The organism is uncultured Polaribacter sp., assembly GCF_947497695.1.
Taxonomy (GTDB): Bacteria; Bacteroidota; Bacteroidia; order Flavobacteriales; family Flavobacteriaceae; genus Polaribacter.
The window spans coordinates 69518-96162 of sequence record NZ_CANMHM010000004.1 but is presented as its reverse complement, the minus strand read 5'-3'; the positions used below and the strand labels follow the sequence as shown (position 1 = coordinate 96162).

Sequence of the window (26645 nt, the reverse complement as noted above, 5' to 3'; positions counted from 1 at the left end):
GAATACTATTTCTTAGATTTCTTTCTTCTTTTAAAAAAACTAAATCCAATATACAATGCTATCAAACCAAAAACTAAATATCTGTATGAAACAGGTTTTCCATTTCCATGAACAGTTGTAAAGAGTCTTTCCCATCGAATAGATTTTAAAAACGAAGCTCCATTTTTATCCCAACTAAACCAAACTAAAACTGGTTTTCCTAAAACATGATCAAAAGGAACATAACCCCAATAACGAGCGTCTAAAGAGTTGTGTCTGTTATCTCCAATTAAATAAAAATAATCTTGTTTAAACGTATAAGAATTTGCTTTTTCTCCGTTGATAAAAATATTTTCTCCAACAACTTGCAAATCGTTATTCTCATAGTTTTTTATAATTTGCTCATAAAAAGGCAATGATTTTGTATCTATTTTTACTGTTGCTCCAGCTTCAGGAATGTAGATAGGTCCAAAATTATCTTGACTCCAACCCAAACTTTCTATGTGAGGAAAAATAGCAGTATCTGCACCATAATTTACTTTATTTACAGAAACAGTAAGAGGGTATTTTTTTAATTCTTCAACTTCATCATCTGTTAAATTGATATTAATTTTGTTATCAACAGACACCATTTTTAATTTTCTAGCAAAATTAGGATTGATACCTCCAGCAACTTCTGTGTACAAAGAATCAGATCCTATTTTAGATAAGAATCCGTTTTCTTTTATGGCAGTTTGTACTTTTTCATTATTCCAATATTCACTTAAAATTTTGTAAACATTGGTTCTTTCTTTATCAATTAAAAATTTAGGATAGGTGTTTTGATCTATAGGTTTTTTAGATTCATACGTGTAATAAAACTGTATTTTACCTCTTTCTGGTAAGACATTCTTTTTTCCGTTGATGTAAAAACGACCATTTCTCATTTCTAAAGAATCACCTGCAATACCCACACAACGTTTTACGTAATTGGTTTTTTTATCTACAGGTTTATAAGTAAATTTTCCAGAAGTATCTCCCCACATTGTAGCTAATGTATCTGCAGGCCAATTAAAACAAACAATATCGTTGTTTTTAATTTTTTGTAAACCCGGTAAACGTGTGTAAGGTAGTTGTGGTTTTTTTAAATAAGACGCTTTAGAAGTAAAAGGGATAGAATCATGCACCATTGGAGCAGCAACTACTGTTGATGGAACTCTTGCTCCGTAATGAAATTTACTTACAAAAAGATAATCACCAACCAATAAAGATTTTTCTAAAGAAGAAGTTGGTATGGTAAAAGGCTGCATAAAATAGGTGTGTACTAAAGTTGCAGCAATAATTGCAAATGTTATAGAGCTAATCCATTCTCCTAATTCAGAACGTGGTTTTAAACTTCTATTTGCATTGTATGTTGCATTTGTTGCATAGTTGATATAAAAAATATATAATCCTAAAGTTATAATTACTAAAAAAGAATCTAATTTTTTGTAAAACCCAAAAGTTCTAATCGTTTCTATCCAAATAACAGGGAACATTAAAAGGTTTACAACGGGTATAAATAATAAAATAATCCACCATTTTGGGCGGTTTATAATTTGCATTAAAACAACTCCGTTATAAATTGGTATGGCTGCTTCCCAAACTTTTCTACCTGCTTTTACATAGAGTTTCCAAGTTCCTAAAAAGTGAAGTACCTGAATTACTAGAAAAAAGAGAAACCATTGTGTAAATGTCATAATTTTATACTTTATGCTTCTTTAACAAGAAGAGTTTATTTTTTTGTTATGCTAAAATGGAAATTTTTTTAGTTGTATTAATTAAGATTTAATACATCTTTCATAGAGAAAACACCTTTTTTTCCAATAATCCATTCTGCAGCAACCACTGCACCTAGAGCAAAACCTTTTCTGTTGTGAGCTGTATGTTTAATTTCTATAGAATCTACTTCAGAGTCGTACCAAACTGTATGTGTACCAGGAACTTCTGGTATTCTTTTAGCTACAATTGGTATGTTTTCTTCGGATGTTTTTTCGTCTAATTCCCAATTGTTTTTGTTAGAGTTTTCTATAATTCCTTCTGCCAATGTAATAGCTGTTCCACTTGGCGCATCTAATTTTTTGGTATGATGAATTTCTTCCATAGAAATGTTATAGTCTTTTAAAGAACTCATCATTTTTGCCAACTGTTTGTTTAGCTCAAAGAAAATATTTACTCCTAAACTATAATTAGATGCATATATAAAAGCACTATTTTTTTCTTTACAAAGAGCAACAGCATCGTCATATTTATCTAACCAACCTGTAGTTCCACAAATTACAGGAACATTGTTATTTATACAGTTGGTAATATTGTTAAAAGCAGAAGTTGGTACACTAAAATCTATGGCAACATCTGCTAAAGTAATATCTATAATATCACCTACATCTTTTCTAATTACAATTTCGTGTCCACGAGATAAAGCAATTTTTTCAATTTCTTTACCCATTCTTCCATATCCTAATAATGCAATTTTCATCTTAAAAATTATATTTAATTGTTAAACCTACTTTAGGAGCTTCCACATAAATTGGATCGTTAATAAAGGTGGGTTTAAATGTTAAGTTATCATCTGTATTAAATTGAAGTAAATGTGCATTTACACTAGCTTCTACAATCTGTAAAACATATAAAACTACTGTGGTTAGTAAAGACATATCTCTGTTTTCCTTTAATTGCTCTTGAGCCCTTTCTAAAGTTTGTTCAGAAAGTATTTCTTGCCCATCAACTGTAAATTCATCAGGTAAATTATTCTTTCTTAGTTTATATGCTGCTCTAAACCTATTATAATCTTTACTATTAATTGAATAGTAATAAAGGCTGGTTGCCAATGCACCCCAAACTATAGGCGTTTTCCAATATTTTTTATTGTAAACTTGTCCCATTCCAGGAAAAATAGCGGAGTAAAAAGCAGCTCTAGAAGGAGCTAAAGGATCATAAATACCCCCTTTTTCAATTTTAATATCTCCTTTAATTTTAATATCTTTTATATTTATAGAATCTTTCTGAGCAAATATAGTTGCAGAAAAAAATGCACAGAAAAAGACAAGTATAATTTTGTTGAAAAACACTTATTTTAATAAGTTTTTTATTCGGTTTAAATCTTCTTCAGAATTGAAAGGAATAGAGATTTTTCCTTTACCATTAGAATTTACACTAACACTAACTTTGTGGCCAAAATATTCGCTAATATCTTTTACACTTTCTTTTATAAAACTCGGTACCTGTTTTTTCTTAGGTTTTACAATTGCACCTGTTTTTAAGTTTTTTACAAAGTCTTCTGTTTGTCTTACAGATAATTTGTCGCGTAATATTTTTTCATAAATCGCTAGTTGATCCTCAGTATTTTCAACATTAATCATTGCACGACCATGTCCCATAGAAATAAAACCATCTCTCATACCAGTTTGTAAAATAGGGTCTAATTTTAACAAACGTAAATAATTAGTTACAGTAGATCTTTTTTTACCAACTCTAATACTTAATTCTTCTTGTGTCAATTTAATTTCATCAATTAAACGTTGGTAAGAAAGTGCCACTTCAATGGGGTCTAAGTTTTTACGCTGAATATTTTCTACCAATGCCATTTCTAGCATTTCTTGGTCGTTGGCAAGTCTAATATAAGCTGGTGCTGTTTTGTTTCCTATTAATTTTGAGGCTCTAAACCGTCTTTCACCAGAAACCAATTGAAATTTATTACCTTCTAACTTTCTAACTGTAATTGGCTGAATTACACCTAGTTCTTTAATAGAACCAGCTAATTCTTTTAAGGCTTCTTCATCAAAATAAGTTCTTGGTTGGTAAGGGTTTACTTCAATTAAATCTAAATCTAACTCAATAATATTTCCAACAAGCTTGTCTGCATTTTTATCAGTTGCAGAAATTACGCTCGAAGATTCTTTTAACAAAGCAGAAAGTCCTCGTCCTAAAGCTTGTTTTTTTGTTGCTTTTGCCATTTTACGAATTCTTTTTTAATAATTCTTGGGCTAAATTAATGTAATTTACTGCACCTTTACTAGTTGCATCATAAGCTATAATACTTTCTCCATAACTTGGTGCTTCTCCTAAACGTGTATTTCTTCTTATAATTGTTTCAAAAACCATCGAAGCAAAATGTTTTCTAACTTCATCAACTACTTGGTTAGATAGTCTTAATCTAGAATCAAACATTGTTAACAGTAAACCTTCAATTTCTAAATCTGGGTTATGAATATTTTGAACACTTTTAACAGTATTTAATAACTTGCCTAATCCTTCTAAAGCAAAATATTCACATTGAATAGGTATAATTACAGCATCTGCTGCTACTAAAGAATTTAAAGTAATTAAACCTAAAGAAGGAGCACAGTCAATTAATATAAAATCATAATCATCTTTAATATCTATCAAAGATTTTTTTAACATATATTCTCTATCTTCCTTGTCTACCAACTCTATTTCGATGGCAACTAAATCAATATGAGCAGGAATTAAATCTACATTAGGTGATCCTGTTTTTACGATAGCATCTTTGGCAGAAACTGAATGTTCTAAAACTTCGTATGTACCAATTTCTACAGTTTCTACATCAATACCTAAACCAGAGGAAGCATTTGCTTGAGGATCTGCATCAATTAATAATACTTTTTTTTCTAGAACGCCTAAAGAAGCCGCTAAATTTATGGTTGTAGTGGTTTTACCAACCCCTCCTTTTTGATTTGCAATAGCAATTATTTTCCCCATTAGAAACAGATAATTTTAACTGTAAATTTACAAATATTTATGAATTTAGGAAATGAAAGATGTTAACAAAAATATAAAAAGTTAATTTACTTAATATCAGAATTTTATAAATATTCTTTTGACTCTTTTAAACAAGTTTGATAAAATAAAAAAAAGCTTATTTTTTAGGTATGTTTTTTAATATTTCTACTAAAAAGGTCCAAAATTTCTGAGTAGATTTAATAGAAGCTCTTTCATCTGGAGAGTGTGCTCCTTTGATGGTTGGGCCAAAAGAAACCATGTCCATTTTAGGATAATTTTGACCTAAAATTCCACATTCTAAACCTGCGTGGCAAGCTGCAACGTTTGCTTTTTCGCCGTGTAAATTTTGATATAAGTTAGATACTACTTCCAAAATTTCTGAATTTATATTCGGTTGCCAACCAGGATATTCTCCTGATATTTCAACTTCAAAACCTGCTAATTCAAATGCAGATTTTAATGAGTTTCCTAAATCATATTTGTTGCTTTCTGATGATGAACGCGTTAAACAACCAATTTTTATATGTCCTTCTTTTACAATAACACGTGCAATATTGTTAGAGGTTTCTACCAAATCAGTAATAGTAGCACTCATTCTATACACACCATTTAAAGCAGCATACATAGATTTTAAAAAACCTTCTTGAACACCTAATTCCATAAACTTTTTTGGTAAACCTACTTCTTGAATATCAATAATTAAATTAGGTTCTAATGTTAAGAACTCTAATTTTATATTGTTTATAAGTAGGTTTGTTTCTAAATAAAAAGCTTCTTCAGATATTGTATCAATTGTAATCAAAGCAGTGCTTTCTCGTGGAATTGCATTGCGTAAACTACCACCATTTATTTCAGAAATTCGCAAACCAAAATTTGTAAAACCGTCATATAATAAACGATTCATAATTTTGTTGGCATTTCCTAACCCTTTATGAATATCCATTCCAGAATGTCCGCCATTTAAACCTTTAACTGTAATAGAAAAAGCGGTAGAGTTTGTAGAAACACTTTCTTCTGCATAGTTTCTGGTTGCAGTTATGTCAATGCCTCCTGCACAACCCATGCCTATTTCATCATCTTCTTCAGTGTCTAAATTTAAAAGAATCTCTCCTTTTAAAATACCAGCTTCTAAACCCATGGCACCAGTCATGCCAGTTTCTTCATCAATGGTAAAAAGAGCTTCAATAGTTGGGTGTTGAAGATCTGTAGAAGATAAAACGGACATAATTGCAGCAACTCCTAAACCATTATCTGCCCCAAGAGTTGTACCACTTGCAGTTACCCAATCTCCATCAATCAACATTTTGATTCCTTCTTTGTCAAAGTCAAAAATAGTGTCTGAGTTTTTTTGATGAACCATATCTAAATGGCTCTGTAAAACTACTGTTTTTCTATCTTCAAATCCTTTTGTAGCAGGTTTTGTAATGATAACGTTGCCAACCTTATCAACTATAGTTGTAAAGTTTAATTTTTTACCAAAATCAACCATAAATTGAATTACACGTTCTTCTTTTTTAGAAGGACGAGGAATTGCATTTAAATCTGCAAAGTGATTCCAAACAATTTTAGGAGCTAAATTTCTGACTGCTTCGTTCATTTTATCAATTTTTAGTACCTTAATTTAGCTAATTTCCACTACAATTTCTTGTAGTTTTTTCCTCACTTTTGCTTGGTCTTTCATGTAACAATCTTCAGCTCTAAAACCAACAGGTAAAACTAAAACAGATTTTAAATTTTGTGATTTTAAATTCAGAATTTCATTATATTTTTCAGGCATAAAACCTTCCATTGGGCAAGCATCAATTTTTTCTACTGCACAAACAGTCATTAAATTACCTAAGGCAATATATGCTTGGTTTTTATTCCATAAAGCCAATTCTTCCTGCGTTTTTTTATCAACATCTGCAGTTAAAAAATCTTTAAAAGGTTTGATGACTTCATCTGGAGTATTTCTTAATTTTTGCACTAAATCAAAATAATTTGTTACTTCTTCTTTTGTGTAATTATCTGTAATACAAATAACTAAAACATGAGAAGCTTCTAGTATTTGATTTTGATTAAAAGAATGAGGAACTAATTTTTTTTGGATTTCTTTATTTTGAATCACAACCAATTTAATGGGTTGTAACCCATAAGAAGTTGCTGTTAGGTTAAAAGCTTCTTTTAAAGTATTTATTTGCTTTTCTGAAAGTTGTTTTTTTGAATCAAATTTTTTAACGGCATATCGCCATTTTAAGCTATCTATAATGTTCATTTATCTTAATTATATTGCAAAAATAAGATATTAAAGTTGATGAGTATAATTAGGACTATTATAAATATTGATAAAGTTATAAATGTTTTTTGTACCTTGAAAACAAAAAAGCTATGAATGAAGATTTTCTTCATTATGTATGGAAGTACCAGTTATTTTCTATTCATAATTTAAAAACGACTCATAAAGAATCGATTACAATTTTAAAACCTGGGACACATAATCACAATGCTGGGCCTGATTTTTTAAATACTCAATTAAAGATTAATGATCAACTTTGGGTTGGGAATTTAGAAATTCATTTAAAATCTTCTGATTGGTATGCTCACAACCATGAAATTGATGAAAATTATGATGCTGTAATTTTACATGTTGTTTGGGAAGATGATGCTAGTATTTTTATGAAGAATAACAAACCTTTGCCTGTTTTAGTTTTAAAGGATTTTGTGCTAAAATCTGCTTTAAATAATTACACAAATTTATTTGCTTCCAAACAAGTTTGGATTCCCTGTGAAACTGAAATTGGTTCTATTGATAATTTTACATTCGAAAATTGGAAAGAACGTTTGTTTTTTGAAAGATTAGAGCAAAAATCTGATGCAATGAATGCTCTTTTAGGCGTCAATAATAATGATTTTGAAGCTGTTTTGTTTCAGGTATTAGCTAAGAATTTTGGTTTAAAAGTAAATGGAGAAGCTTTTTTAGATTTGGCATGCTCTTTTGATTTTTTGATTTTAAGAAAAGTAAGTTTCAATGAGCAACAATTAGCTGCTTTGTTATTTGGTCAGGCAGGTTTTTTAGAGGAAACAATTGAAAACGAATATCATCAAAAATTAAAGTTAGAATATCAATATTTAAAACATAAGTACAACTTGCATCCCATTGCAAATGGGCAATTTTCTTTTTTTAGAATGCGACCACCAAATTTTCCAACCATTAGAATTGCACAATTGGTTGGGTTGTATCATTTACATCAAAACTTATTTTCTAAAATATTAAAAATAGAAACGTTAAAAGGTTTTTATGAATTGTTTGAAGTTACAATAAATCCGTTTTGGAAAACGCATTATACATTTGATAAAACTTCTAAAGCATCCCCTAAAAAATTAACCAAATCATTTGTAGATTTATTATTAATCAACACGATTATTCCTTTAAAATTTTTATACAAAAAGAGTAGGAGTGAAGTAAATGAAATTGAGTTTTTAGAAATTATTCAAAAAATAAAACCAGAAAAAAATAGTATTATTTCTAAGTTTGATGAAATTAAAATTACTTCTAAAAATGCCTATGAAACACAAGCCTTGTTAGAGCTTAAAAACAATTATTGTGCTAAGAAATTGTGTTTGCAGTGTGCAGTTGGAGTAAGGTTATTAGGAAGAAAATAGTTTTGTGAAGTAGTTTCTTTGAATTTGAAAACGTGTTTGTATAAGATTAGTTGCGTGTTTTAAGCACTAAATTTAGCAAATAAAAACTACATTTAAAGCTTGCGAAAAATTTATTAAGTACTTAATATTCAAGAAATTAACTATACACTGTGTGTGTTGTAGCTAGTTATTTTTAATATTCGTTTATTATTACTTTATCTCCATTAGCATCGGAATCAATTTCGTATGCGTAAGATTCAGTAGTCCATCCTAAACCAGTCGTGTATATTACAAAAAGTCTATTGTCTTTGGTTTTGAATTCTGACCATTCAAGTATTGATTTTTCATCAAAATCACAAGGCCAAGACAATGATGGAAAGAAGTATGAATCTTCGTTCAGCCAATATTTTAAATGAACATCTTTTACTTTTTTAAATGCTTCATCAGAATCAATCTTGTTTTCATTGTGAAGCTTGTTTACCACTAATTTTTCTTTATGAAACTCTTTAATTCGACTAACATTGTTTTGACTTTCCAAAATTTGAATATGATTTTTTGGTTCAATCACTTTAATTTCCTTTTCCTCCTTAAAAATTCTAATATCTAAAAGAGAGTAATAAATTATTGCATTATCTTGACGTTTGTTGTCAAATCCATTAGCATCAATTTGAAAACTAAACAATGAGAGAAGGTTTTTAATAAAATCTGTATCTGATTTGAATTTGTTTTTCTGATATTTCTTTGGTAAAGTTTCTCTGAATGAGTTTACTTTATCATTTAGTTTGTCATTAATTGAAGGGTTTTTGTCAGACCATAAAAATGTTTTGTCGTCAAGATTGAATGTCCCTAGAATTTTTGGTTTTACAATTACTTCATATCCATTTTCCTCAACGATATACTTGACTTCTCCTTTAGTTTGGTCAAACAAATACTCGTTTGTAGGTTGCATATTCCAAACTATTCTTTGATACATATTTCTTAAACTCATATCAGAGTTTGCTTCTGAAAATCTTGTTTCCAAGTCGGTTTGACCTTTAGAAAAGAATGAAAACATAATTAATATTATTGTTAAGGTTGATTTTTGCATTTCGCTTAATTAGCTAAAACTCCTTTTAATACAAACTAGGATATTCCTCAGGATTTCCTTCATGCATTATTTCATAAATTTTTTCAAAAATATCTTCAGCAGAAGGTTTAGAAAAATAATCTCCATCGGTTCCATAAGCAGTTCTGTGTGCTTTTGCAGTTAGGGTAGCAGGTTTGCTATCTAAATATAAATACCCATCTTGATTTTCTAAAATTTCTTGTAGAATATAGGCAGAAGCTCCTCCAGGAACATCTTCATCAATAATTAATAACTTGTTTGTTTTTTCTAGGCTTTTTACACAATCGTGGTTTAAATCAAAAGGCAATAAACTTTGTGCATCTATAATTTCTATATCAATGCCAACTTGTTGTAATTCAATCGCTACAGCTTCCACAATTCTTAAAGTAGAACCATAAGAAACAACGGTTATATCTGTACCTTCTTTAATGGTTTCTACAATACCAATTGGTGTTTTGTAGTCACCTAAATTAGTAGGCAATTCTTCTTTTAAACGATAGCCGTTTAAAGATTCTATAACCAAAGCAGTATCATCACCTTCTAGCAACGTATTATAGAATCCTGCAGCTTGGGTCATGTTTCTAGGTACTAAAACGTAAATTCCTCTAATGTTGTTGATAATTCCTCCCATTGGAGAACCTGCATGCCAAATACCTTCTAGTCTGTGGCCTCGAGTTCTTATAATTAAAGGTGCTTTTTGTTTGCCAAAAGTTCTGTAATGCAATGTTGCTAAATCATCACTCATAATTTGCAAAGCATAAAGTAAATAATCTAAATACTGAATTTCTGCAATGGGTCTTAAACCACGCAAAGCCAAACCAATGCCTTGCCCAATAATGGTTGCTTCTCTAATACCAGTATCTGCAACTCTAATATCGCCATATTTTTCTTGAAGCCCCTCTAAACCTTGGTTTACATCACCAATTAAACCAGCATCTTCTCCAAAAATTACTACTTCTGGGTATTTTTTTAGCAATGCATCAAAATTATCTCTCATAATAATTCTGGCATCTACTAAAGTTTTGTTTTTAGCATACGCAGGTTTTTTTTCAGAAATAGCTATGGCATTAAATTCAGATTCGCTGTGTAATCTTGATGAAAACTTTTCATGTCCATCAACAATAAAACCCTTTACATAATTTTGGAGTACTATTTTTTCTGCAAAATTTTCGTCTCTAATATAACGAAGTACTTTTCTAGCAGTAGATAAAATATCTTTTCTTGTTGGCTCTACAATAGCCATTAAATCATTTTTATACTTATTAATAAAAGTGCTATTTTTACTTTTATCGGCAACTTTGTCTAGTAAGTTGCAAAGGTTGTTAACTTCTAATTTTAGTTCACTAATAAAAGTATTCCAAGCATTTCTTTTAGCACTTACAACTTCTTTTTTTGCTGCTTTTTCTAAAATGATAATTTCTTCTTCAGAATCTACAAAACGTAAAATTTCTCCAGATTCAGTTTCTAGTTCAAAATCTAGAATCCAGTTTCGCATTTTCTTAATACAATCGTACTCTTTTTCCCAAGCTAATCTTTCTTTAGATTTATATCTTTCATGAGAGCCAGAGGTAGAGTGTCCTTGAGGTTGAGTTAATTCTTTTACGTGAATTAAAACAGGAATATGATGTTCTCTTGCAATATTACCAGCTTTGTTATATACATCAACAAGTTGCACATAATCCCAGCCATTCACTTTAAAAATTTCTATACCATCTTGGTTATCATCTTTTTGAAAACCCTTTAAAACTTCAGAAATATCTTCTTTTGTAGTTTGATGTTTTGCATGTACAGAAATACCATATTCATCATCCCAAATACTTGTAACCATTGGTACTTGTAAAACGCCAGCAGCATTTATAGTTTCAAAAAACACACCTTCACTAGTACTTGCATTACCAATGGTACCCCAAGCTACTTCGTTTCCATTTACAGAAAAGTTAGTTTGATGTTGCATACTTTTTTCGGTTCTATAAATTTTTGATGCTTGTGCTAAGCCCAATAAACGTGGCATTTGAGCAGCAGTAGGAGAAATATCTGAGCTAGAGTTGTATTGTTTTGTTAAGTCTTTCCAAGTGCCATCTTCATGTAAACTGTGTGTTGTAAAATGCCCACCCATTTGTCTACCTGCAGACATGGGTTCTTCTTTAATATCTGTGTGAGCATACAAGCCAGCAAAAAATTGTTGAGGAGTTAGTTCTCCAAGAGCCATCATAAAAGTTTGGTCTCTGTAATAACCAGATCTAAAATCACCTATTCTAAAAGCTTTTGCCATGGCCAATTGTGGCACTTCTTTTCCGTCTCCAAAAATCCCAAATTTTGCCTTACCAGTCAAAACTTCTCTTCTACCTAATAAGCTACATTCTCTACTAATTTTAGCAATTCTATAATCATTTAAAACTTCTGTTTTAAAATCTTCAAAAGAAAGTTTTTGGGTACTTTTAGTAGGTGTTTCCTTTAGCATTGGTAGTGGTTTTAGACGTGTGCAAAGGTAGTTTTTTTAGTTGATATTTAAAAATCGATTTATTTTTTGAGGATTTCTCAACTTTCGAAAGATTTTTACTGATTTAATCAAGTAAATCTATAAAAAACCCCGTTTAAAAAAATTGTAAACAGCTCCAATATCTGCTGTTAAAGTAAAACGTATTTTTTCTGGATATGCGTTTTGAGCAATTTCCCAACCATTGTTTGAGTACATAGGAAAATATACTTCGAAAATTTCATGCACAAAGTTAAAACGGATGCCGTTTTCGTAAGCAAAATAAACGGGTGCGTTTCTGTTTTTTAAAAATGCAACACTATTATAGAATTCTACCCAACGCCATAAACCAATGCTAGAGTTGTTAGAAACCATAAATTGGTTTGCAAACCTTGTAGGAAGTACAGATTTAAAACCTCCTTCTGTAATAATAAATTGTTGCCTAAAAAAACCAGTACTTTCAGATCTTCCTAAATAATTTAATTGAAATAAGTAATCATTACTAATATCTAATCCAAAACTAAAATAATCATCTTGTGTTTGGTTGTGTAAAAATACACCAGCAAATAGCCTAAAATCTAATTGAGTATCTGAACTTGTTAAAGATCTAAATCGAAGATCTAAAGCAGCTTTAGAAAAATTTTGAGCAAATTCTGTACTAAAATTATATCTAAATTCTTTAATGATATCAGGGTTTGAATAATTGTAACTTAAACTAAGAACACTATAATTATCCCTTTCTGATTTAGGTTCATTTAAAGCAATTTCTTTATCGATATGTATTAATTTTGCTCTTAAAGATTCTGTTGTTGCGTCTCTTAACGATTTTCTTTTAAATGTTACATTAACATAAGGAACAAGCGATTTATAAGATAGGTTAGGGGCATAATCAGAAGTGCCACCAGATATACCATAAGCAATGTTATAGATTTTAGTTTTTTCGAAAAACTGATTGTATTTAAAAGAAAAATTACCAATTAAAGATTGACTTTTAGTTGCATAAGAAGGTAAAATTTTAAATTCAAAATTCCTTTTTATTAAAGGTTTGTTGTTTAATTTTAGTCCTAAAATTAACCCATTATAAAAATTATAACTAGCCTCTGGCTGATAAAACAATTGATTATAATTTGGATCTGTTACATCCTGTAAGAAAGTAAACTTAAACGGTTTGTTAAATATTTTTTTATTAATTTTTTGCCAGTTATCTAGTGTATTTAATTCTGGGTAAAGATTTTCATAGTTTAAAACAAAGTTGTCATAATTTTCTTTTTTAAATTTTACCGTTTTTGAACTGTCAATATCAGATACCCATTTTTTTAGCTTAATTTCTTTGTCTTTTATAGCATAAACAGCAACAGGTGTAGTGATGTTTCGTTTATTTTTTATAGTAACTGCAAAACTATCTTTTTCTATTTTTATCTGTTCAATGGTATGATCTATTTTTTTATTTGTTTTTATAAAATCATTAAAAAACCAATCTAATTTTTTAGGTGTTTTTGAAACAAGTAAATCATTAAATTTAGTGCTAGAAATAATTTTTAATTGGTTTTGCTGATAAAACTCTTTTATTGTTTGGTTAACAACGCTATCACCTAAATATCCTTTTAAAAATCGAAAACCTAAGCCAGCTTTGTATTTGCTAACAATTTTTCTATTAAAATTAGATAAAGAATCTGCAGAAGTGTTTAATGCTTGGTCTAAAAAATTACGTGCTGTAAATTGATACACAAAAGGATACTTGTCATTAAAACTTAATTTAGAGAAATTAAAAGTTTTTACAAACCAGTAATTAGAAACTTTACCTAAAAGTTTAATTTCTGGGTAAAATTCTTCTATATATTCAATCATTAAATAATTTTGAATACCATCTATTAACCAATAATCTTTTCTTTTATTAATAAGAATTGTATTTTCTAGATATCTTTTGGTTAATGCTTTAAACATGGCAATATCCCATTTAAAAGTATCAGAAAACGGACGTAAAAAATTAGGTAATTGATTTAAGCCATAAATGGGATTTTTACTTTGTGTGGCCTTATCAATGTATATTTCTAAATGCGGATATTTACCTAAGTATTTTTTGATAAATAAAAGTTCTCTATTTAAAATACTTCTTGTTAGATTGTCATCTATTTCATCAGAAAAAACATCGGTATAAACAGTAATTGATTCTGTTTTAAAAGTTTTTAATTTTTTTGATTTATTGATGCCTAAAATAATATCGGTTTTGTTTTTTCCAACTAAATAATAACTAATTTTATTTTGTTTGATGGTTTCATATTGATATAAGTTAGATTCAACAACAAACTCTTTAGGTACATCAATTTCAATTTTAAAGTCTGTACCTTTTTCATATAAATCATCTAAACTTAAGTTGCTCATTAATTGCCAACCATTATCATAAATAGCAGGTGTTATATACCAGTTTCTAAGATGATATCCTGTTTTTGTTTTGCCATAATTTGTAAAACGATTACTAGGTGTTTTTACAACATAAGTTACAGAAATATTAATTTTTGAATTTGGTTTTAGAGGCTTTTTTAATTGAATTTCTAAAATATCTGACTGATCTTTTAACTCACTAAAAGTTACGTTTTCAAAATTTACAGAAAGGCTTTTTATAGTTGATGCCCCTAAATCTTTTTCTTTTGCATAATACAAATCTTTTCTAAAATCTTTTATAAATCTCTTAGATAAAGGTGTTTTACGATCTCTGTAAGCATTTGCCCAATTATGAAGATAAATATTGGTTAAAATAGCATTTGACGTGTTGTGAAAAATAATTTCTTGTTGAATTTTTAATTCATCTTTCTCAATATCTATACTCGCTTTTATGTTGATAGCATTCTGTTGTGCAAACATAAAGGTAGAAGCTAAAAAACAGCATAGTAATATGTAATAATGATTTTTCAATTAAATTTCAATAATTTTAAAAGGTGCTATATGATTGCTGATTTTAGTAATTAAACTGTTTTAATAGATAAAAAAAAGGATTTATTTTTAAAAATTTGGTTTCATTTGATATTTAGCATAAAACTTATTTAAATGCTCTAATGCTTCATCAGCAGTGTCTACCAATCTAAAAAGGTTTAAATCTTTTTCACTGATGTTTCCTTCTTCTAATAATGTGTTTTTAATCCAATCTAATAAACCTCCCCAGAATTTTTTACCCACTAAAACAATTGGGAAACGACCAATTTTATGCGTTTGAATTAAAGTGATTGCTTCAAAAAGTTCATCCATAGTACCAAAACCTCCAGGCATTACAACAAAGCCTTGAGAGTATTTTACAAACATTACTTTTCTAACAAAAAAGTAATCGAAATCTAAACTTTTTCCTGGATCAATCCAAGGGTTGTCATGTTGTTCAAAAGGCAAATCAATATTTAAACCTACAGAGGTTCCTTTTCCTCTATTTGCACCTTTATTACCAGCTTCCATAATTCCTGGTCCACCTCCAGTAATTACACCATAACCATTTTGTGTTAATTTAAAAGCTACCTCTTCTGCTAATTTGTAATATGGATGATCTGGTTTTGTTCTTGCCGATCCAAAAATAGAAACACAAGGGCCAATTTTACTTAGACGTTCATAACCCTCTACAAACTCTGCCATTATTTTAAAAATTGCCCAAGAATCGTTTGTTTTAATCTCGTTCCAAGTTTTTGGTTGTAGTTTTTCTTTTATTTTTCTGTCGTTATTTGTCATATTTTAGGTGTTTTTAAAACTGTTTTTTAATGATTTGCAATAATTCGATTCTTACTCTAAATTGTTATTAAGATTAAAACCATAGAAAAAGTCATGGATTCATTAATTTTTTCTTTTTTTAAGGTAACTAATAGTACCATTTTTTTGTGAAAATTATATCTTAATAGAATGTATATTTTATTCGTGAATTTGTGGTAAAAATAATTCTAAATTTAAAAGTAAAGTTTTCTTCATATTACAATTTTACTTTAATTCTTTCTTTAAAAATTTAGCAGTATAGCTCGTTTTATGTTTTGCTATTTGTTCTGGAGTTCCTTTGCATAAAATTTTCCCTCCGTTTTTTCCACCTTCCATTCCTACATCAATAATATAATCTGCCAATTTTACAACGTCTAAATTATGTTCAATAATTAAAACAGTATTTCCTTTGTCGGCAAGTTTGTTTAAAACTTCCATTAAAACTCTAATATCTTCAAAATGCAAACCAGTTGTGGGTTCATCTAAAATATAAAAGGTGTTACCAGTATCTCTTTTAGATAATTCTGAAGCTAATTTTATACGTTGAGCTTCTCCGCCAGAAAGTGTAGTAGATTGTTGCCCAAGTGTAATATATCCTAAACCAACATCTTTAATTGTTTTTAATTTTCTATGGATTTTAGGGATGCTTTCAAAAAAGTTGGTCGCATCTTCAATTGTCATATTTAAAACATCAGAAATAGATTTTCCTTTGTATCTAATTTCTAATGTTTCTCTATTAAAACGTTTTCCTTGGCACGTTTCACATTCTACATGTACATCTGGTAAAAAGTTCATTTCTATTACTCTAACACCACCTCCTTGGCAAGTTTCACAACGACCTCCTTTTACATTAAAAGAAAACCGACCAGGTTTGTAACCTCTAATTGCAGCTTCTGGTGTTTTAGCAAACAAACTTCTTACCTCTCCAAAAGTACCTGTATAAGTTGCAGGATTAGAACGTGGAGTTCTACCAATAGGAGATTGATCGATGTCTATCACTTTGTCTATGTGCTCTAAACCTTCAATTTTTTTATAGGGCATTGGTTTTTTTACACCTCTATATATATGAGCGTTTAAAATTGGGTACAACGTTTCGTTTATTAAAGTAGATTTTCCACTTCCTGAAACTCCTGTAACGCAAATCATTTTTCCTAAAGGAAATTCTACGGATACATTTTTTAAATTATTACCAGTTGCACCTTTTAGCTTGATAAATTTTCCATTTCCTTCTCTACGTTTTTTAGGAACTTCAATTTCTTTTCTACCTGTTAAATAATCAGATGTTAATGTTTTTTGTTTTTTAAGTTCTTTAAAAGTTCCAGAACTTACAATTTCTCCTCCATGTTTTCCTGCTCCTGGTCCAATATCGAAGACAAAATCTGCATGTTCCATCATGTCTTTATCATGTTCAACTACTAAAACAGAGTTGCCAATATCTCTTAATTTTACTAAAGAATCTATTAACTTTTGATTGTCTCTTTGGTGTAAACCAATACTTGGTTCATCTAAAATGTATAAAACACCCACTAATTGTGATCCAATTTGTGTTGCCAAACGAATTCTTTGTGCTTCACCACCAGAAAGTGATTTTGAGGTTCTGTCTAATGCCAAATAATCTAACCCAACATCTAATAAAAACTGAATTCTAGTTTTAATTTCTTTTAAAATTTCACTGGCAATTGTCAATTGTTTTTCTGATAAATTTTCTTCAATAGTTAAAAACCATTTTGCCAATTCAGTCACATCCATTTGTGCTAAATCGCTAATGTTTTTATCAATAATTTTAAAATGAAGTGCTTCTTTTTTTAACCTTTTTCCAGCACAAGTTCCGCAAGAAACTTCATCCATAAAACCTTTTGCCCATCGTTTTATAGAGGTGCTTTCTGCATTTGTATATTGATTTTCTATGAAAGATATAATACCTTCAAAATCAATTTTATAATTTCTAGTAACACCAACCGTTTTAGACTCAATTTTAAAAGATTCATTACCACCATTTAAAATAATGTCTAAAGCTTCTTTAGGAATTTCTTTGATAGTATCTGTTAATTTGAATTTGTAACGTTCTGCAATATTTTGAATTTGTTTAAAAATCCAACTACTTTTTTGTTCGCCTAAAGGAATAATTCCACCTTTTTGTATAGAAATGTTATCATCTGGAATTACTTTTTTAAGGTTAATTTCATTGGTAATACCTAAACCATTGCATGTATCACAAGCACCTTTTGGCGAGTTAAAAGAAAAGTTATTTGGTTCTGGATTTGGATATGCAATTCCACTTGTTGGGCACATCAATTCTCTACTAAAATATCTAGGATTATTATCATCAATATCAATAACCATCATAATATTATTTCCAGAATACAAAGCTGTTTTTATAGTTTCTTCTAAGCGTTTTTCTGAAGCTTCATTAATTAATAATCTATCAATAACCACTTCAATATCATGCGTTTTATATCGGTCTAAACGCATTCCTTTTTCTATTTCTTTGATTTCTCCATCAACTCTAACACGTAAAAAACCCTGTTTAGAAATTTGTTCAAAAAGTTCACGATAATGTCCTTTTCTAGATTTTACCAAAGGAGCTAAAACGGCTATTTTTTTATCAGCAAAATCACTTAAAATTAGTTGCTTAATTTGTTCATCAGAATAACTAACCATTTTTTCTCCGGTGTTATAAGAATAAGCATCAGCAGCTCTGGCAAATAATAATCTTAAAAAATCATAAATTTCTGTAATTGTGCCTACTGTAGAACGTGGACTTTTATTGGTTGTCTTTTGTTCAATTGAAATTACTGGCGAAAGTCCATCAATTTTATCAACATCAGGTCTTTCTAATCCCCCTAAAAACTGACGAGCATAAGCAGAAAATGTTTCTATATAACGTCTTTGTCCTTCAGCATAAATAGTGTCAAAAGCTAATGAAGATTTTCCACTACCACTTAAACCAGTAATTACTACTAGTTTTTCTCGGGGAATTTTAACATCAATATTTTTTAAATTATGAGCTCTTGCTCCGTAAACTTCAATATATTCTTGGTCTTTCAAACGTGCCTAATTTTTGTAAAAAAGCAAAGTTAATCAATACTAATTTAAAAAAAGGAGAAATTTAAAACGTATTATGTTAAGGTTATCTAGGTTTTTATTTGAGAATTACCTTTGTTATTTTTGCAATATTCAGCACATAAAATAGTACCTTGCATTTAAAATGAAAACAAAAAACACCATACATATTATTCGCCATTTTTTTGAAAGACATGGTTTTGGCTTTTTTCAAAGATTAGCAGATAGGCTTGGTATGCAGGCACAAAATGTACGTATTTATTTTATTTATGTTACTTTTTTTACTGTAGGTCTTTCGTTTGGTTTTTATTTAACAATGGTTTTTGCAATGAAGTTAAAAGATTTAATATACACCAAAAGAAGTTCGGTTTTCGATTTATAACACATGGCATTTTTAAAATCTAAAATAAATAAAATTGCAGGATTAGTTATTTTAATTTTTGCAATAGGTACAATTGGTTATATGGTGCTTTCTAACTATAATTTAGTTGATGCATTATACATGACTGTTATAACCGTAACAACAGTTGGTTTTGGAGAGTTAAGACCATTTTCTCCTGAAGAAAAAATTTTTACAATATTTTTAATTTTAACAAGTATTACTGTTTTTGGTTATGCAGTTTCTGCATTTTCTGAATATTTAGTAAGTGGCAGATTTTTTGAACATTTTAAACATAGAAAAGTGGAAAAACAAATTGGTAATTTAAAAGATCATACTATTGTTTGTGGTTTTGGTAGAAACGGAAAACAAGCTATTTTAAAATTAGGAAACTACAATAAAAAATTTGTTGTAGTTGAAAAAAATAAAGAAATGATTGAAGGTTTAGATTTTGAAGGTATTCTAAATATAGAAGGAGATGCAACTTTAGATGAAACTTTATTAAAGGCAGGAATAGAAAATGCGTCTTTTTTAATTACGGCTTTACCTTCTGATGCAGACAATTTATTTGTAGTTTTAACTGCAAGCCAACTTAATAAAAATTGTACAATAATTAGTAGAGCAGGTAACGAATCTTCTTATAAAAAACTAAAGTTTGCAGGAGCAAGCAATGTAATTATGCCAGATAAATTAGGTGGAGATCACATGGCATCTTTAGTTACAACTCCAGATGTTATAGAATTTGTAGACAGATTAACCATTGAAGGAGAAACCACTGCAAATTTAGAGGAAATTTCTGTAAACGATTTACCATCAAAATTTATAAATATGACTATTTTAGATTTAGATTTAAGGCGTCAGACTGGTTGTACAGTAATAGGTTTTAGAAATCCTAATAAAGAATATATTATAAACCCTGAGGCAGATATTAAATTAGTCGCCAATTCTCAGTTAATTGTTTTAGGAAGACCAGAACAGATTATAAAATTGAGAGAAATTTTTTAAGAATGATTTTTTTTAGAAACATCAATTATCTATTTCTTTTAATCAGTAGTGAAAAATAAAAATGAATAAAGTAATTATTACAGGAAGTAACGGTTTATTGGGGCAATCATTATTAAACCTATTACTTCAAGAAAAAGATACCTACCAAGTTTTTGGTTTTTCAAGAGGACAAAACAGAAGTGGTAGAAACGATTTTGAATATGTTTCTATTGATATTACGGATGAAGAAAATCTAAAAAAATCGATTTTAGAAATTCAGCCAAATTTTATTATTAACACAGCAGCAATGACACAGGTTGATGATTGTGAAGGCAATAAAGAAGCCTGTGACTTATTAAATGTAACTGTTGTTAAGTGGTTGGCAGAAGTTTCAGCAACCATAAATGTACATTTAATTCATATTTCTACAGATTTTATTTTTGATGGAATAAAAGGAAATTATAAAGAAACAGATACTCCAAATCCATTAAGTTACTACGGAGTATCCAAATTAAAATCAGAACAGATTTTAACAAATTCAAAAATAGATTATACTATTTTAAGAACTATTTTAGTTTTTGGAAAAGTGTTTGACATGAGTAGAGGCAATATTGTACTTTGGGTTAAAAGTATGCTAGAAAAAGGGAAAGAAATAACAATTGTTGATGACCAGTATAGAAGCCCTACTTATGTAGAAGATTTAGCAATGGCTTGTAAGATTTCTATGGATAAAAAAGCAAAAGGTATTTTTAATATTTCATCTAATGAGGTATTAAGTGTTTATGAAATTACACAACAAATTGCAGATGCTTTTCATTTAAACAAAAGTTTGATAAAACCAATTTCCACATCAACTTTAAACCAAACTGCACCAAGACCTGCAAAAACAGGTTTCGATTTATCTAAAACAAATAGTATTTTAGAATTTTACCCAAAAAGTTTCAAAGAAGATTTGCAAAAATTTAAGAAAACAATTGTCTAAAAATTACTTTTATCAATCTAAAGTTGTTAAAAGAACATTTTTTTATCATATTGCAATAACTTATAACAACTAATTAAAATACATTATGAATAAAAAACTGCTTTCATTGCTATTTTCAGCAGTACCATTTTTAACATTTGCACAAGAATTATCAATGGATGAAAAAATAGAAGCAAAATTTAAGCCTTTTGCAGATGCTGTGAGTTCAGTAGTTTTTTATCCAATTTCAATTGTTGGTATTCCTGTTCCTATTGTAATTATTGTGCTATTATTAGGAGCGTTATTTTTTACAATTTATTTTAAGTTTGCTAACATCACTTTATTAGGTGTTGCTATAAAAGCAACTAAAGGAACTTATGATGAAATTGATCATCATTCTGTAGAAGAAGTTGCAGGTGATCCAACTCCTGGAGGTAACATTTTTGAAACTGTAAAAGCAGAAGGTGTTATTGGAGAAGTTACCCATTTTCAGGCACTAACAGCTGCATTGTCTGCAACTGTTGGTTTAGGTAATATTGCAGGTGTTGCAGTTGCCATTGCAATTGGAGGCCCAGGTGCTACAATTTGGATGATAGTTGCTGGTTTTTTAGGAATGTCTACAAAATTAGTAGAAGCTACCTTAGGGGTTAAATACAGAGAAGTTGGGTCTGATGGTAAAATATATGGAGGGCCAATGTACTACCTGAGAAAAGGTTTAAAAGAAAAGAATTTAGGAGGGATAGGTAAAGTTTTAGCAGGTTTATATGCTGTGTTTGTAGTTGGTGGTTCTTTTGGTGGTGGAAACATGTTTCAGTCTAACCAAGCTACAGCTCAATTCAAACAACTTTTTGGTCTTGATTCTGGTTTTTTATTTGGAGTTTTAATGGCAGTTTTGGTGGGTGTTGTAATTATTGGGGGTATAAAAAGAATTGGGCAAGTAACTGAAAAAATAGTTCCTTTTATGGGCATTATGTTTGTAGGTGCTTCCTTAATAATTATTGCAATGAATTTTACCATAATTCCAGATGCTTTAGTGCAAATTTGGAATGGAGCTTTCAATCAAACCTCAATTGTTGGTGGTTTAATAGGGGTAATGATTGTTGGTTTTCAAAGAGCCGCTTTTTCTAATGAAGCAGGTGTAGGTTCTGCATCTATTGCTCATGCAGCAGTGAAAACAAAATTTCCTGCAAGTGAGGGTATTGTAGCTTCAATAGGACCTTTTGTAGACACTGTAGTAATTTGTACAATGACAGCCTTGGTAATTGTAGTGACTAATTTAAAAAGTAACTTATTTAATTATGCAAATTTAGATGAAGGTAAAAATGTAATTATGAATGCAACAGGAGAGCATTTAGGTGGTGTAGATTTAACCTCTGTAGCCTTTGATTCTGCAATACCTAATTTTTCTATTTTGCTAACAATTGCAGTAATTCTATTTGCTTTTTCTACCATGCTTTCTTGGTCTTATTACGGAATTCAAGGATGGAAATATTTATTCGGAAAAAGTAAAATTTCAGATATTTCTTACAAAGCATTATTTTTAATTTTTGTTGTAATTGGTGCATCCTCTAGTTTAGGCTCTGTAATCGAATTTTCTGATGCAATGATATTTGCAATGGTGTTTCCTAATATTATTGGTTTGCTATTACTAGCACCTAAGGTAAAGCAAGAGTTAGTTAGGTATTTAAAAGCTATAGGTCATAAAAGTTAAAAATAAATTCTAAAAAATGAACATATTCAAATCTCATTTCTGGTACAACAAAAGCCAAAGAAATGGGATTTTATTTTTAGCAATTCTTATAATCATTTTACAAGCAATGATTGTTTTTGTTAATTTTTCTTCGGATAATGAAATAGATTTAAACTCTAAAGAAGTTTTAGCATTTCATCAACAGATAGACAGTTTAAAAGCTATTGAAATAGAAAACAAAAAACCTAAAATATACCCTTTTAACCCCAATTATATAACAGATTATAAAGCAGAGCAATTAGGCATGTCTTTATTAGAGATAGATAAATTACTCGCTTTTAGAAAAACAAATAAATTTGTCAATTCAACATCAGAATTTCAAAAAGTAACAAATGTTTCAGATTTTTTACTCAATAAAATCTCTCCATATTTTAAATTTCCAGATTGGGTTGTAAATCAGAATAAAAAATCGTCATTGTTAGGTACAAAGCAATCTGAGATTCAAAATTCTTACACAAAAAAACGAAGTACAACAACAGACATTAACAAAGCAACTGCTAAAGATTTTCAAACAATTAGCGGAATCGGAAAGGTATTTTCAGAACGTATTATTAAGTATCGTTCTAAATTACAAGGTTTTTCATTTAAAAGACAACTTTTAGAAGTTTGGGGTTTAGAAAAACAAGTTGCAGATAAAGTACTTTCAACCTTTAAAATTATAGAAAAACCAAGCATCAAAAAAGTAAATGTAAATACTGTAACATTCAAACAGTTATTGAAAAATCCTTACATTGATTATCAACTTTGTAAAAAGATTTTTGATTATCGTGATCAAGTTGCAGAACTTCAAAATATATCAGAATTAAAAAATATCAAAGATTTTCCTTTGGACTTGTATGATAGAATAGTCTTATATTTGTATGCTCAATAACACAACAAATTTTCTATCATAATGAACAGTATGTATTTTACTGAAGAGCACGAAGCTTTTCGTGCTAGTTTTAAAGATTTTTTGCAAAAAGAAGTAGTTCCTCACATTAATAAATGGGAGAAAGATGGAAAAATAGAACGTTTTATTTGGAAGAAATTCGGAGAAATGGGCTACTTTGGGTTAAGCACTCCAGAAGAATTTGGTGGTTTAGATTTAGATTTATTTTATACTATTGTTTTTTTAGAAGAAATGCAAAAAATCAATTCAGGTGGTTTTGCAGCTGCAATGTGGGCACATGAATATTTGGCGATGACTCATTTAAACAAAGAAGGAAATCAATTTCAAAAAAATAAATATTTAGCACCAAGTGTAACAGGAGAAATGATTGGTTGTTTATGTATCACAGAACCTTCAGGAGGCTCAGATGTTGCAGGTATGTTATCTACCGCAGTTAAAAAAGGAGATACCTATATTTTAAATGGTTCAAAAACATTTATTACAAACGGAGTCTATTCAGATTATTTAATCGTTTCAGCAAAAACTGACACTACAGATAAGTATAACGGAATTAGTATTTTTATTGTAGACAGAAACTCCAAAGGACTTTCTGCAACTAAATTAGATAAATTAGGATGGAAAGCTTCTGATACAGGAGAAATTGCATTTGATAATGTAGAAATTCCAGCAGAAAATTTACTGGGAGAAGAAGGCAAGGGTTTTGGATATATTATGCAACATTTTGCACTAGAACGCTTACTAATGGGTGTAAATGCACATGCAAGAGCAGAATTTGCTTTAGATTATGCCTTAGACTATATGAAAGAAAGAGTTTCTTTTGGCAAATCTTTAGATAAATTTCAAGCACTAAGACACAAAATTGCAGAAATGGCTAGTAAAATAGACATGTGTAAGGAGTATAATTATTCAATAACACATCGTTTAGAAAGAGGTTTTTACGTTGTAAAAGAAGCCAGTATGTCAAAATTGTTTTCTACAAAAATGGCAGATGAGGTAATTTACGATGCATTACAAATGTTAGGCGGTTATGGTTATATGGAAGAATATCCAATGGCACGTTTACTTAGAGATAGTAGGTTAGGGCCAATAGGAGGAGGGACTTCAGAAATCTTAAAAGAGATTATCGCTAAAATGGTTATTGATAAAAAAGAGTACAAACCAGTTACCTAAATTAAAAGGCTTCAGAGTTTTAAAGTTTGAGAATTGCAAAGTAGCAAAAGGTACAAAGTTTTAAATTTAAAATTAGTTTTTTAGGTTAAAAATTTAATTTTGCTAATTGCTAATTGCTAATTGCTAATTGCTAATTGCTAACTTGGGCGTTCCCTAAAAAGGTCGGGCTTTCATTACTCGCTTCACGCTAAAAAGCGTGAGAGCTCAAACAGACCATTCAATCCCTAACGCAAAATCCGTCTTCAAAAATTAAATCGATAAAAAATTTGTAATTCATAATTAATAATTACATTTGCAGTCCAAAAAATAAAACCAATAGTTTAAATACTATTCAAAATATAAAAGAGACTATGAAGGGAGGTGCCAACTCATGTTAATTATACCAATCAAAGAAGGAGAGAATATCGATAGAGCGTTAAAACGTTATAAGAGAAAATTCGACAGAACCAAGACAAAGAGAAGCTTACAAAACAGAAAAACGTTTACAAAGCCATCAGTAGCTAAAAGAGCTCAAAGAATTAAAGCGTCTTACGTTCAAAAATTAAGAACACAAGAAGAAGTAGGTTAATGAAACTCAAATTTATCGAGTCCAAAGGACGAAAATAAATTTGTAAGTTGAATTAATCCCGCTTTTTAGCGGGATCTCTACTAAATTTTTAAGAATATCAAACTCGTAATGCATTTATAAGTATTACGAGTTTTTTTTATGATGTAATTCAAGATAAACCATTAAGAATCAATAAAATTTGTAAGTTGAATTAATCCCGCTTTTTAGCGGGATCTCTACTAAATTTTTAAGAATATCAAACTCGTAATGCATTTATAAGTATTACGAGTTTTTTTTATGTCCTAAAATTTGTAGCTTTACAAATAACCTACAACTAAAAATAATTTGATTGATTCTTTTTTAGAATACCTAGCATTAGAGAAAAAATATTCTGTACATACAGTTACTGCCTACAAAAACGATTTAATATCTTTTAAAGCTTTTTTAGTTACAGAATATGAACAAGAAAATATTTTAAAAGTTCATTATCCCCAAATTAGAAGTTGGATTGTTACTTTGGTGGATGCTAAAATATCAAACAGAACGATCAATAGAAAAGTAAGTTCCTTAAAATCGTTTTATAAGTTTTTGCAGAAATCACATCAAATAGATGGTAATCCATTATCAAAACACAAAGCTTTAAAAACTGAAAAAAAAGTACAAGTGCCTTTTTCTTCAAAAGAAATAAATAATGTAATCAATCATATTGAAAGTAATGATGATTTTATTTCTATAAGAAACAAGTTAATTGTAGAGCTGTTTTACTCAACAGGTATAAGAAGAGCAGAACTTATAAATTTAAAAGAACGAGACGTTAGTTTATCAAACAATACAATAAAAGTGTTAGGCAAAAGAAACAAAGAACGTTTCATTCCTTTGTTAAGTTCTGTAAGTCAAACAGTAAAAAAATATTTAGTATTAAAACAAGAATTTGAAATTGGTTTAGATGAACTTTTCATTACAGAAAAAGGAAATAAAATTTATGAAACCCTTGTTTACAGAATTATAAATTCTTACTTTAGTCAGGTCTCTACAAAGCAGAAAAAAAGTCCACATATTTTAAGGCATTCTTTCGCTACACATTTATTAAATGAAGGGGCAGATTTAAATTCCGTTAAAGAGTTGTTAGGGCATTCTTCTTTAGCATCAACTCAAGTCTACACACAAAATAGCCTTGATGTTTTAAAAAAAGTATATAATCAGGCTCACCCTAGAAGCCATAAAAAGCAATAGC

The 26645-nt window shown here is 29.4% G+C and carries 21 protein-coding genes; 9 read left to right on the top strand and 12 right to left on the bottom strand.

The genetic code is table 11. The annotated features are described in order from the left end of the window. Nucleotides 1-5: 5 nt before the first annotated feature. The 7 genes from lepB to Q0731_RS06570 form a co-directional block, all read right to left on the bottom strand. Nucleotides 6-1697: a signal peptidase I gene (gene lepB, locus Q0731_RS06600; protein ID WP_299061618.1), complete on the bottom strand. Its 1692-nt coding sequence runs from the start codon at nucleotides 1695-1697 to the stop codon at nucleotides 6-8. A 77-nt stretch (nucleotides 1698-1774) separates the two neighbouring features. Then, nucleotides 1775-2476 carry a 4-hydroxy-tetrahydrodipicolinate reductase gene (gene dapB, locus Q0731_RS06595; protein ID WP_299061615.1) on the bottom strand — a complete coding sequence of 234 codons (702 nt, stop codon included), beginning with the start codon at nucleotides 2474-2476 and terminating at the stop codon, nucleotides 1775-1777. Between the two features lies 1 nt (nucleotide 2477). Beyond that, nucleotides 2478-3068 carry a DUF5683 domain-containing protein gene (locus Q0731_RS06590; RefSeq protein ID WP_299061611.1) on the bottom strand — a complete coding sequence of 197 codons (591 nt, stop codon included), beginning with the start codon at nucleotides 3066-3068 and terminating at the stop codon, nucleotides 2478-2480. Then, nucleotides 3069-3953: a ParB/RepB/Spo0J family partition protein gene (locus tag Q0731_RS06585; RefSeq protein WP_299061608.1), complete on the bottom strand. Its 885-nt coding sequence runs from the start codon at nucleotides 3951-3953 to the stop codon at nucleotides 3069-3071. 1 nt (nucleotide 3954) lies between these two features. Beyond that, nucleotides 3955-4719, bottom strand: a complete 765-nt coding sequence (locus tag Q0731_RS06580; RefSeq protein ID WP_299061605.1) for an AAA family ATPase — start codon at nucleotides 4717-4719, stop codon at nucleotides 3955-3957. A 157-nt stretch (nucleotides 4720-4876) separates the two neighbouring features. Next, entirely contained in the window at nucleotides 4877-6337 is a 1461-nt protein-coding gene (locus Q0731_RS06575; protein ID WP_299061603.1) for an aminoacyl-histidine dipeptidase, read from the bottom strand. Between the two features lie 24 nt (nucleotides 6338-6361). After that, on the bottom strand, nucleotides 6362-6994 hold the full coding sequence (locus Q0731_RS06570; RefSeq protein WP_299061600.1) for an NAD(P)H-dependent oxidoreductase: 633 nt from the start codon (nucleotides 6992-6994) through the stop codon (nucleotides 6362-6364). 113 nt (nucleotides 6995-7107) lie between these two features. Here Q0731_RS06570 and Q0731_RS06565 point away from each other — a divergent pair, with 113 nt between their 5' ends. After that, nucleotides 7108-8382 carry a DUF2851 family protein gene (locus tag Q0731_RS06565; RefSeq protein ID WP_299061597.1) on the top strand — a complete coding sequence of 425 codons (1275 nt, stop codon included), beginning with the start codon at nucleotides 7108-7110 and terminating at the stop codon, nucleotides 8380-8382. Nucleotides 8383-8554: 172 nt separating this feature from the next. Here the strand turns inward: Q0731_RS06565 and Q0731_RS06560 are convergent, their stop codons facing one another. The 5 genes from Q0731_RS06560 to uvrA all read right to left on the bottom strand — a co-directional run bounded on the left by Q0731_RS06560 (nucleotide 8555) and on the right by uvrA (nucleotide 18716). Further along, nucleotides 8555-9448, bottom strand: coding sequence for a DUF6882 domain-containing protein (locus Q0731_RS06560; protein WP_299061594.1), 894 nt, complete (start codon nucleotides 9446-9448; stop codon nucleotides 8555-8557). 25 nt (nucleotides 9449-9473) lie between these two features. Continuing rightward, complete coding sequence (locus Q0731_RS06555; RefSeq protein WP_299061591.1) at nucleotides 9474-11927, bottom strand: thiamine pyrophosphate-dependent enzyme; 2454 nt, start codon at nucleotides 11925-11927, stop codon at nucleotides 9474-9476. 117 nt (nucleotides 11928-12044) lie between these two features. Next, entirely contained in the window at nucleotides 12045-14855 is a 2811-nt protein-coding gene (locus tag Q0731_RS06550; RefSeq protein WP_299061588.1) for an aminopeptidase, read from the bottom strand. Nucleotides 14856-14942: 87 nt separating this feature from the next. After that, complete coding sequence (locus Q0731_RS06545) at nucleotides 14943-15650, bottom strand: TIGR00730 family Rossman fold protein (RefSeq protein WP_299061585.1); 708 nt, start codon at nucleotides 15648-15650, stop codon at nucleotides 14943-14945. 243 nt (nucleotides 15651-15893) lie between these two features. Further along, nucleotides 15894-18716, bottom strand: a complete 2823-nt coding sequence (uvrA, locus tag Q0731_RS06540; protein ID WP_299061582.1) for an excinuclease ABC subunit UvrA — start codon at nucleotides 18714-18716, stop codon at nucleotides 15894-15896. A 160-nt stretch (nucleotides 18717-18876) separates the two neighbouring features. Between uvrA and Q0731_RS06535 the strand changes: the two genes are divergently transcribed. The 8 genes from Q0731_RS06535 to Q0731_RS06500 all read left to right on the top strand — a co-directional run bounded on the left by Q0731_RS06535 (nucleotide 18877) and on the right by Q0731_RS06500 (nucleotide 26644). Beyond that, nucleotides 18877-19113 carry a PspC domain-containing protein gene (locus tag Q0731_RS06535; protein ID WP_299061579.1) on the top strand — a complete coding sequence of 79 codons (237 nt, stop codon included), beginning with the start codon at nucleotides 18877-18879 and terminating at the stop codon, nucleotides 19111-19113. Nucleotides 19114-19116: 3 nt separating this feature from the next. After that, nucleotides 19117-20115 carry a TrkA family potassium uptake protein gene (locus Q0731_RS06530; protein ID WP_299061576.1) on the top strand — a complete coding sequence of 333 codons (999 nt, stop codon included), beginning with the start codon at nucleotides 19117-19119 and terminating at the stop codon, nucleotides 20113-20115. Nucleotides 20116-20176: 61 nt separating this feature from the next. Further along, nucleotides 20177-21076 (top strand): SDR family oxidoreductase, encoded by a 900-nt coding sequence (locus Q0731_RS06525; protein WP_299061573.1) that lies wholly within the window; start codon nucleotides 20177-20179, stop codon nucleotides 21074-21076. Nucleotides 21077-21161: 85 nt separating this feature from the next. Continuing rightward, nucleotides 21162-22766, top strand: a complete 1605-nt coding sequence (locus Q0731_RS06520; protein ID WP_299061570.1) for an alanine/glycine:cation symporter family protein — start codon at nucleotides 21162-21164, stop codon at nucleotides 22764-22766. Between the two features lie 16 nt (nucleotides 22767-22782). Further along, a complete protein-coding gene (locus Q0731_RS06515; protein WP_299061567.1) occupies nucleotides 22783-23676 on the top strand; it encodes a helix-hairpin-helix domain-containing protein in 894 nt (297 codons plus the stop codon). Nucleotides 23677-23697: 21 nt separating this feature from the next. Beyond that, nucleotides 23698-24864, top strand: a complete 1167-nt coding sequence (locus tag Q0731_RS06510) for an acyl-CoA dehydrogenase family protein (protein WP_299061564.1) — start codon at nucleotides 23698-23700, stop codon at nucleotides 24862-24864. Between the two features lie 370 nt (nucleotides 24865-25234). Then, entirely contained in the window at nucleotides 25235-25432 is a 198-nt protein-coding gene (gene rpsU, locus Q0731_RS06505) for a 30S ribosomal protein S21 (RefSeq protein ID WP_299061561.1), read from the top strand. Nucleotides 25433-25756: 324 nt separating this feature from the next. Then, a complete protein-coding gene (locus Q0731_RS06500; protein WP_299061556.1) occupies nucleotides 25757-26644 on the top strand; it encodes a tyrosine-type recombinase/integrase in 888 nt (295 codons plus the stop codon). Nucleotide 26645: the final 1 nt, after the last annotated feature.

What these genes read in the sequence shown, in the direction of transcription:
- lepB (WP_299061618.1), bottom strand. Translation starts at nt 1,697, where the DNA reads ATGACATTTACACAATGGTTTCTCTTTTTTCTAGTAATTCAGGTACTT.
- dapB (WP_299061615.1), bottom strand. Translation starts at nt 2,476, where the DNA reads ATGAAAATTGCATTATTAGGATATGGAAGAATGGGTAAAGAAATTGAA.
- Q0731_RS06585 (WP_299061608.1), bottom strand. Translation starts at nt 3,953, where the DNA reads ATGGCAAAAGCAACAAAAAAACAAGCTTTAGGACGAGGACTTTCTGCT.
- Q0731_RS06580 (WP_299061605.1), bottom strand. Translation starts at nt 4,719, where the DNA reads ATGGGGAAAATAATTGCTATTGCAAATCAAAAAGGAGGGGTTGGTAAA.
- Q0731_RS06575 (WP_299061603.1), bottom strand. Translation starts at nt 6,337, where the DNA reads ATGAACGAAGCAGTCAGAAATTTAGCTCCTAAAATTGTTTGGAATCAC.
- Q0731_RS06570 (WP_299061600.1), bottom strand. Translation starts at nt 6,994, where the DNA reads ATGAACATTATAGATAGCTTAAAATGGCGATATGCCGTTAAAAAATTT.
- Q0731_RS06565 (WP_299061597.1), top strand. Translation starts at nt 7,108, where the DNA reads ATGAATGAAGATTTTCTTCATTATGTATGGAAGTACCAGTTATTTTCT.
- Q0731_RS06560 (WP_299061594.1), bottom strand. Translation starts at nt 9,448, where the DNA reads ATGCAAAAATCAACCTTAACAATAATATTAATTATGTTTTCATTCTTT.
- Q0731_RS06555 (WP_299061591.1), bottom strand. Translation starts at nt 11,927, where the DNA reads ATGCTAAAGGAAACACCTACTAAAAGTACCCAAAAACTTTCTTTTGAA.
- Q0731_RS06545 (WP_299061585.1), bottom strand. Translation starts at nt 15,650, where the DNA reads ATGACAAATAACGACAGAAAAATAAAAGAAAAACTACAACCAAAAACT.
- Q0731_RS06535 (WP_299061579.1), top strand. Translation starts at nt 18,877, where the DNA reads ATGAAAACAAAAAACACCATACATATTATTCGCCATTTTTTTGAAAGA.
- Q0731_RS06530 (WP_299061576.1), top strand. Translation starts at nt 19,117, where the DNA reads ATGGCATTTTTAAAATCTAAAATAAATAAAATTGCAGGATTAGTTATT.
- Q0731_RS06525 (WP_299061573.1), top strand. Translation starts at nt 20,177, where the DNA reads ATGAATAAAGTAATTATTACAGGAAGTAACGGTTTATTGGGGCAATCA.
- Q0731_RS06520 (WP_299061570.1), top strand. Translation starts at nt 21,162, where the DNA reads ATGAATAAAAAACTGCTTTCATTGCTATTTTCAGCAGTACCATTTTTA.
- Q0731_RS06515 (WP_299061567.1), top strand. Translation starts at nt 22,783, where the DNA reads ATGAACATATTCAAATCTCATTTCTGGTACAACAAAAGCCAAAGAAAT.
- Q0731_RS06510 (WP_299061564.1), top strand. Translation starts at nt 23,698, where the DNA reads ATGAACAGTATGTATTTTACTGAAGAGCACGAAGCTTTTCGTGCTAGT.
- rpsU (WP_299061561.1), top strand. Translation starts at nt 25,235, where the DNA reads ATGTTAATTATACCAATCAAAGAAGGAGAGAATATCGATAGAGCGTTA.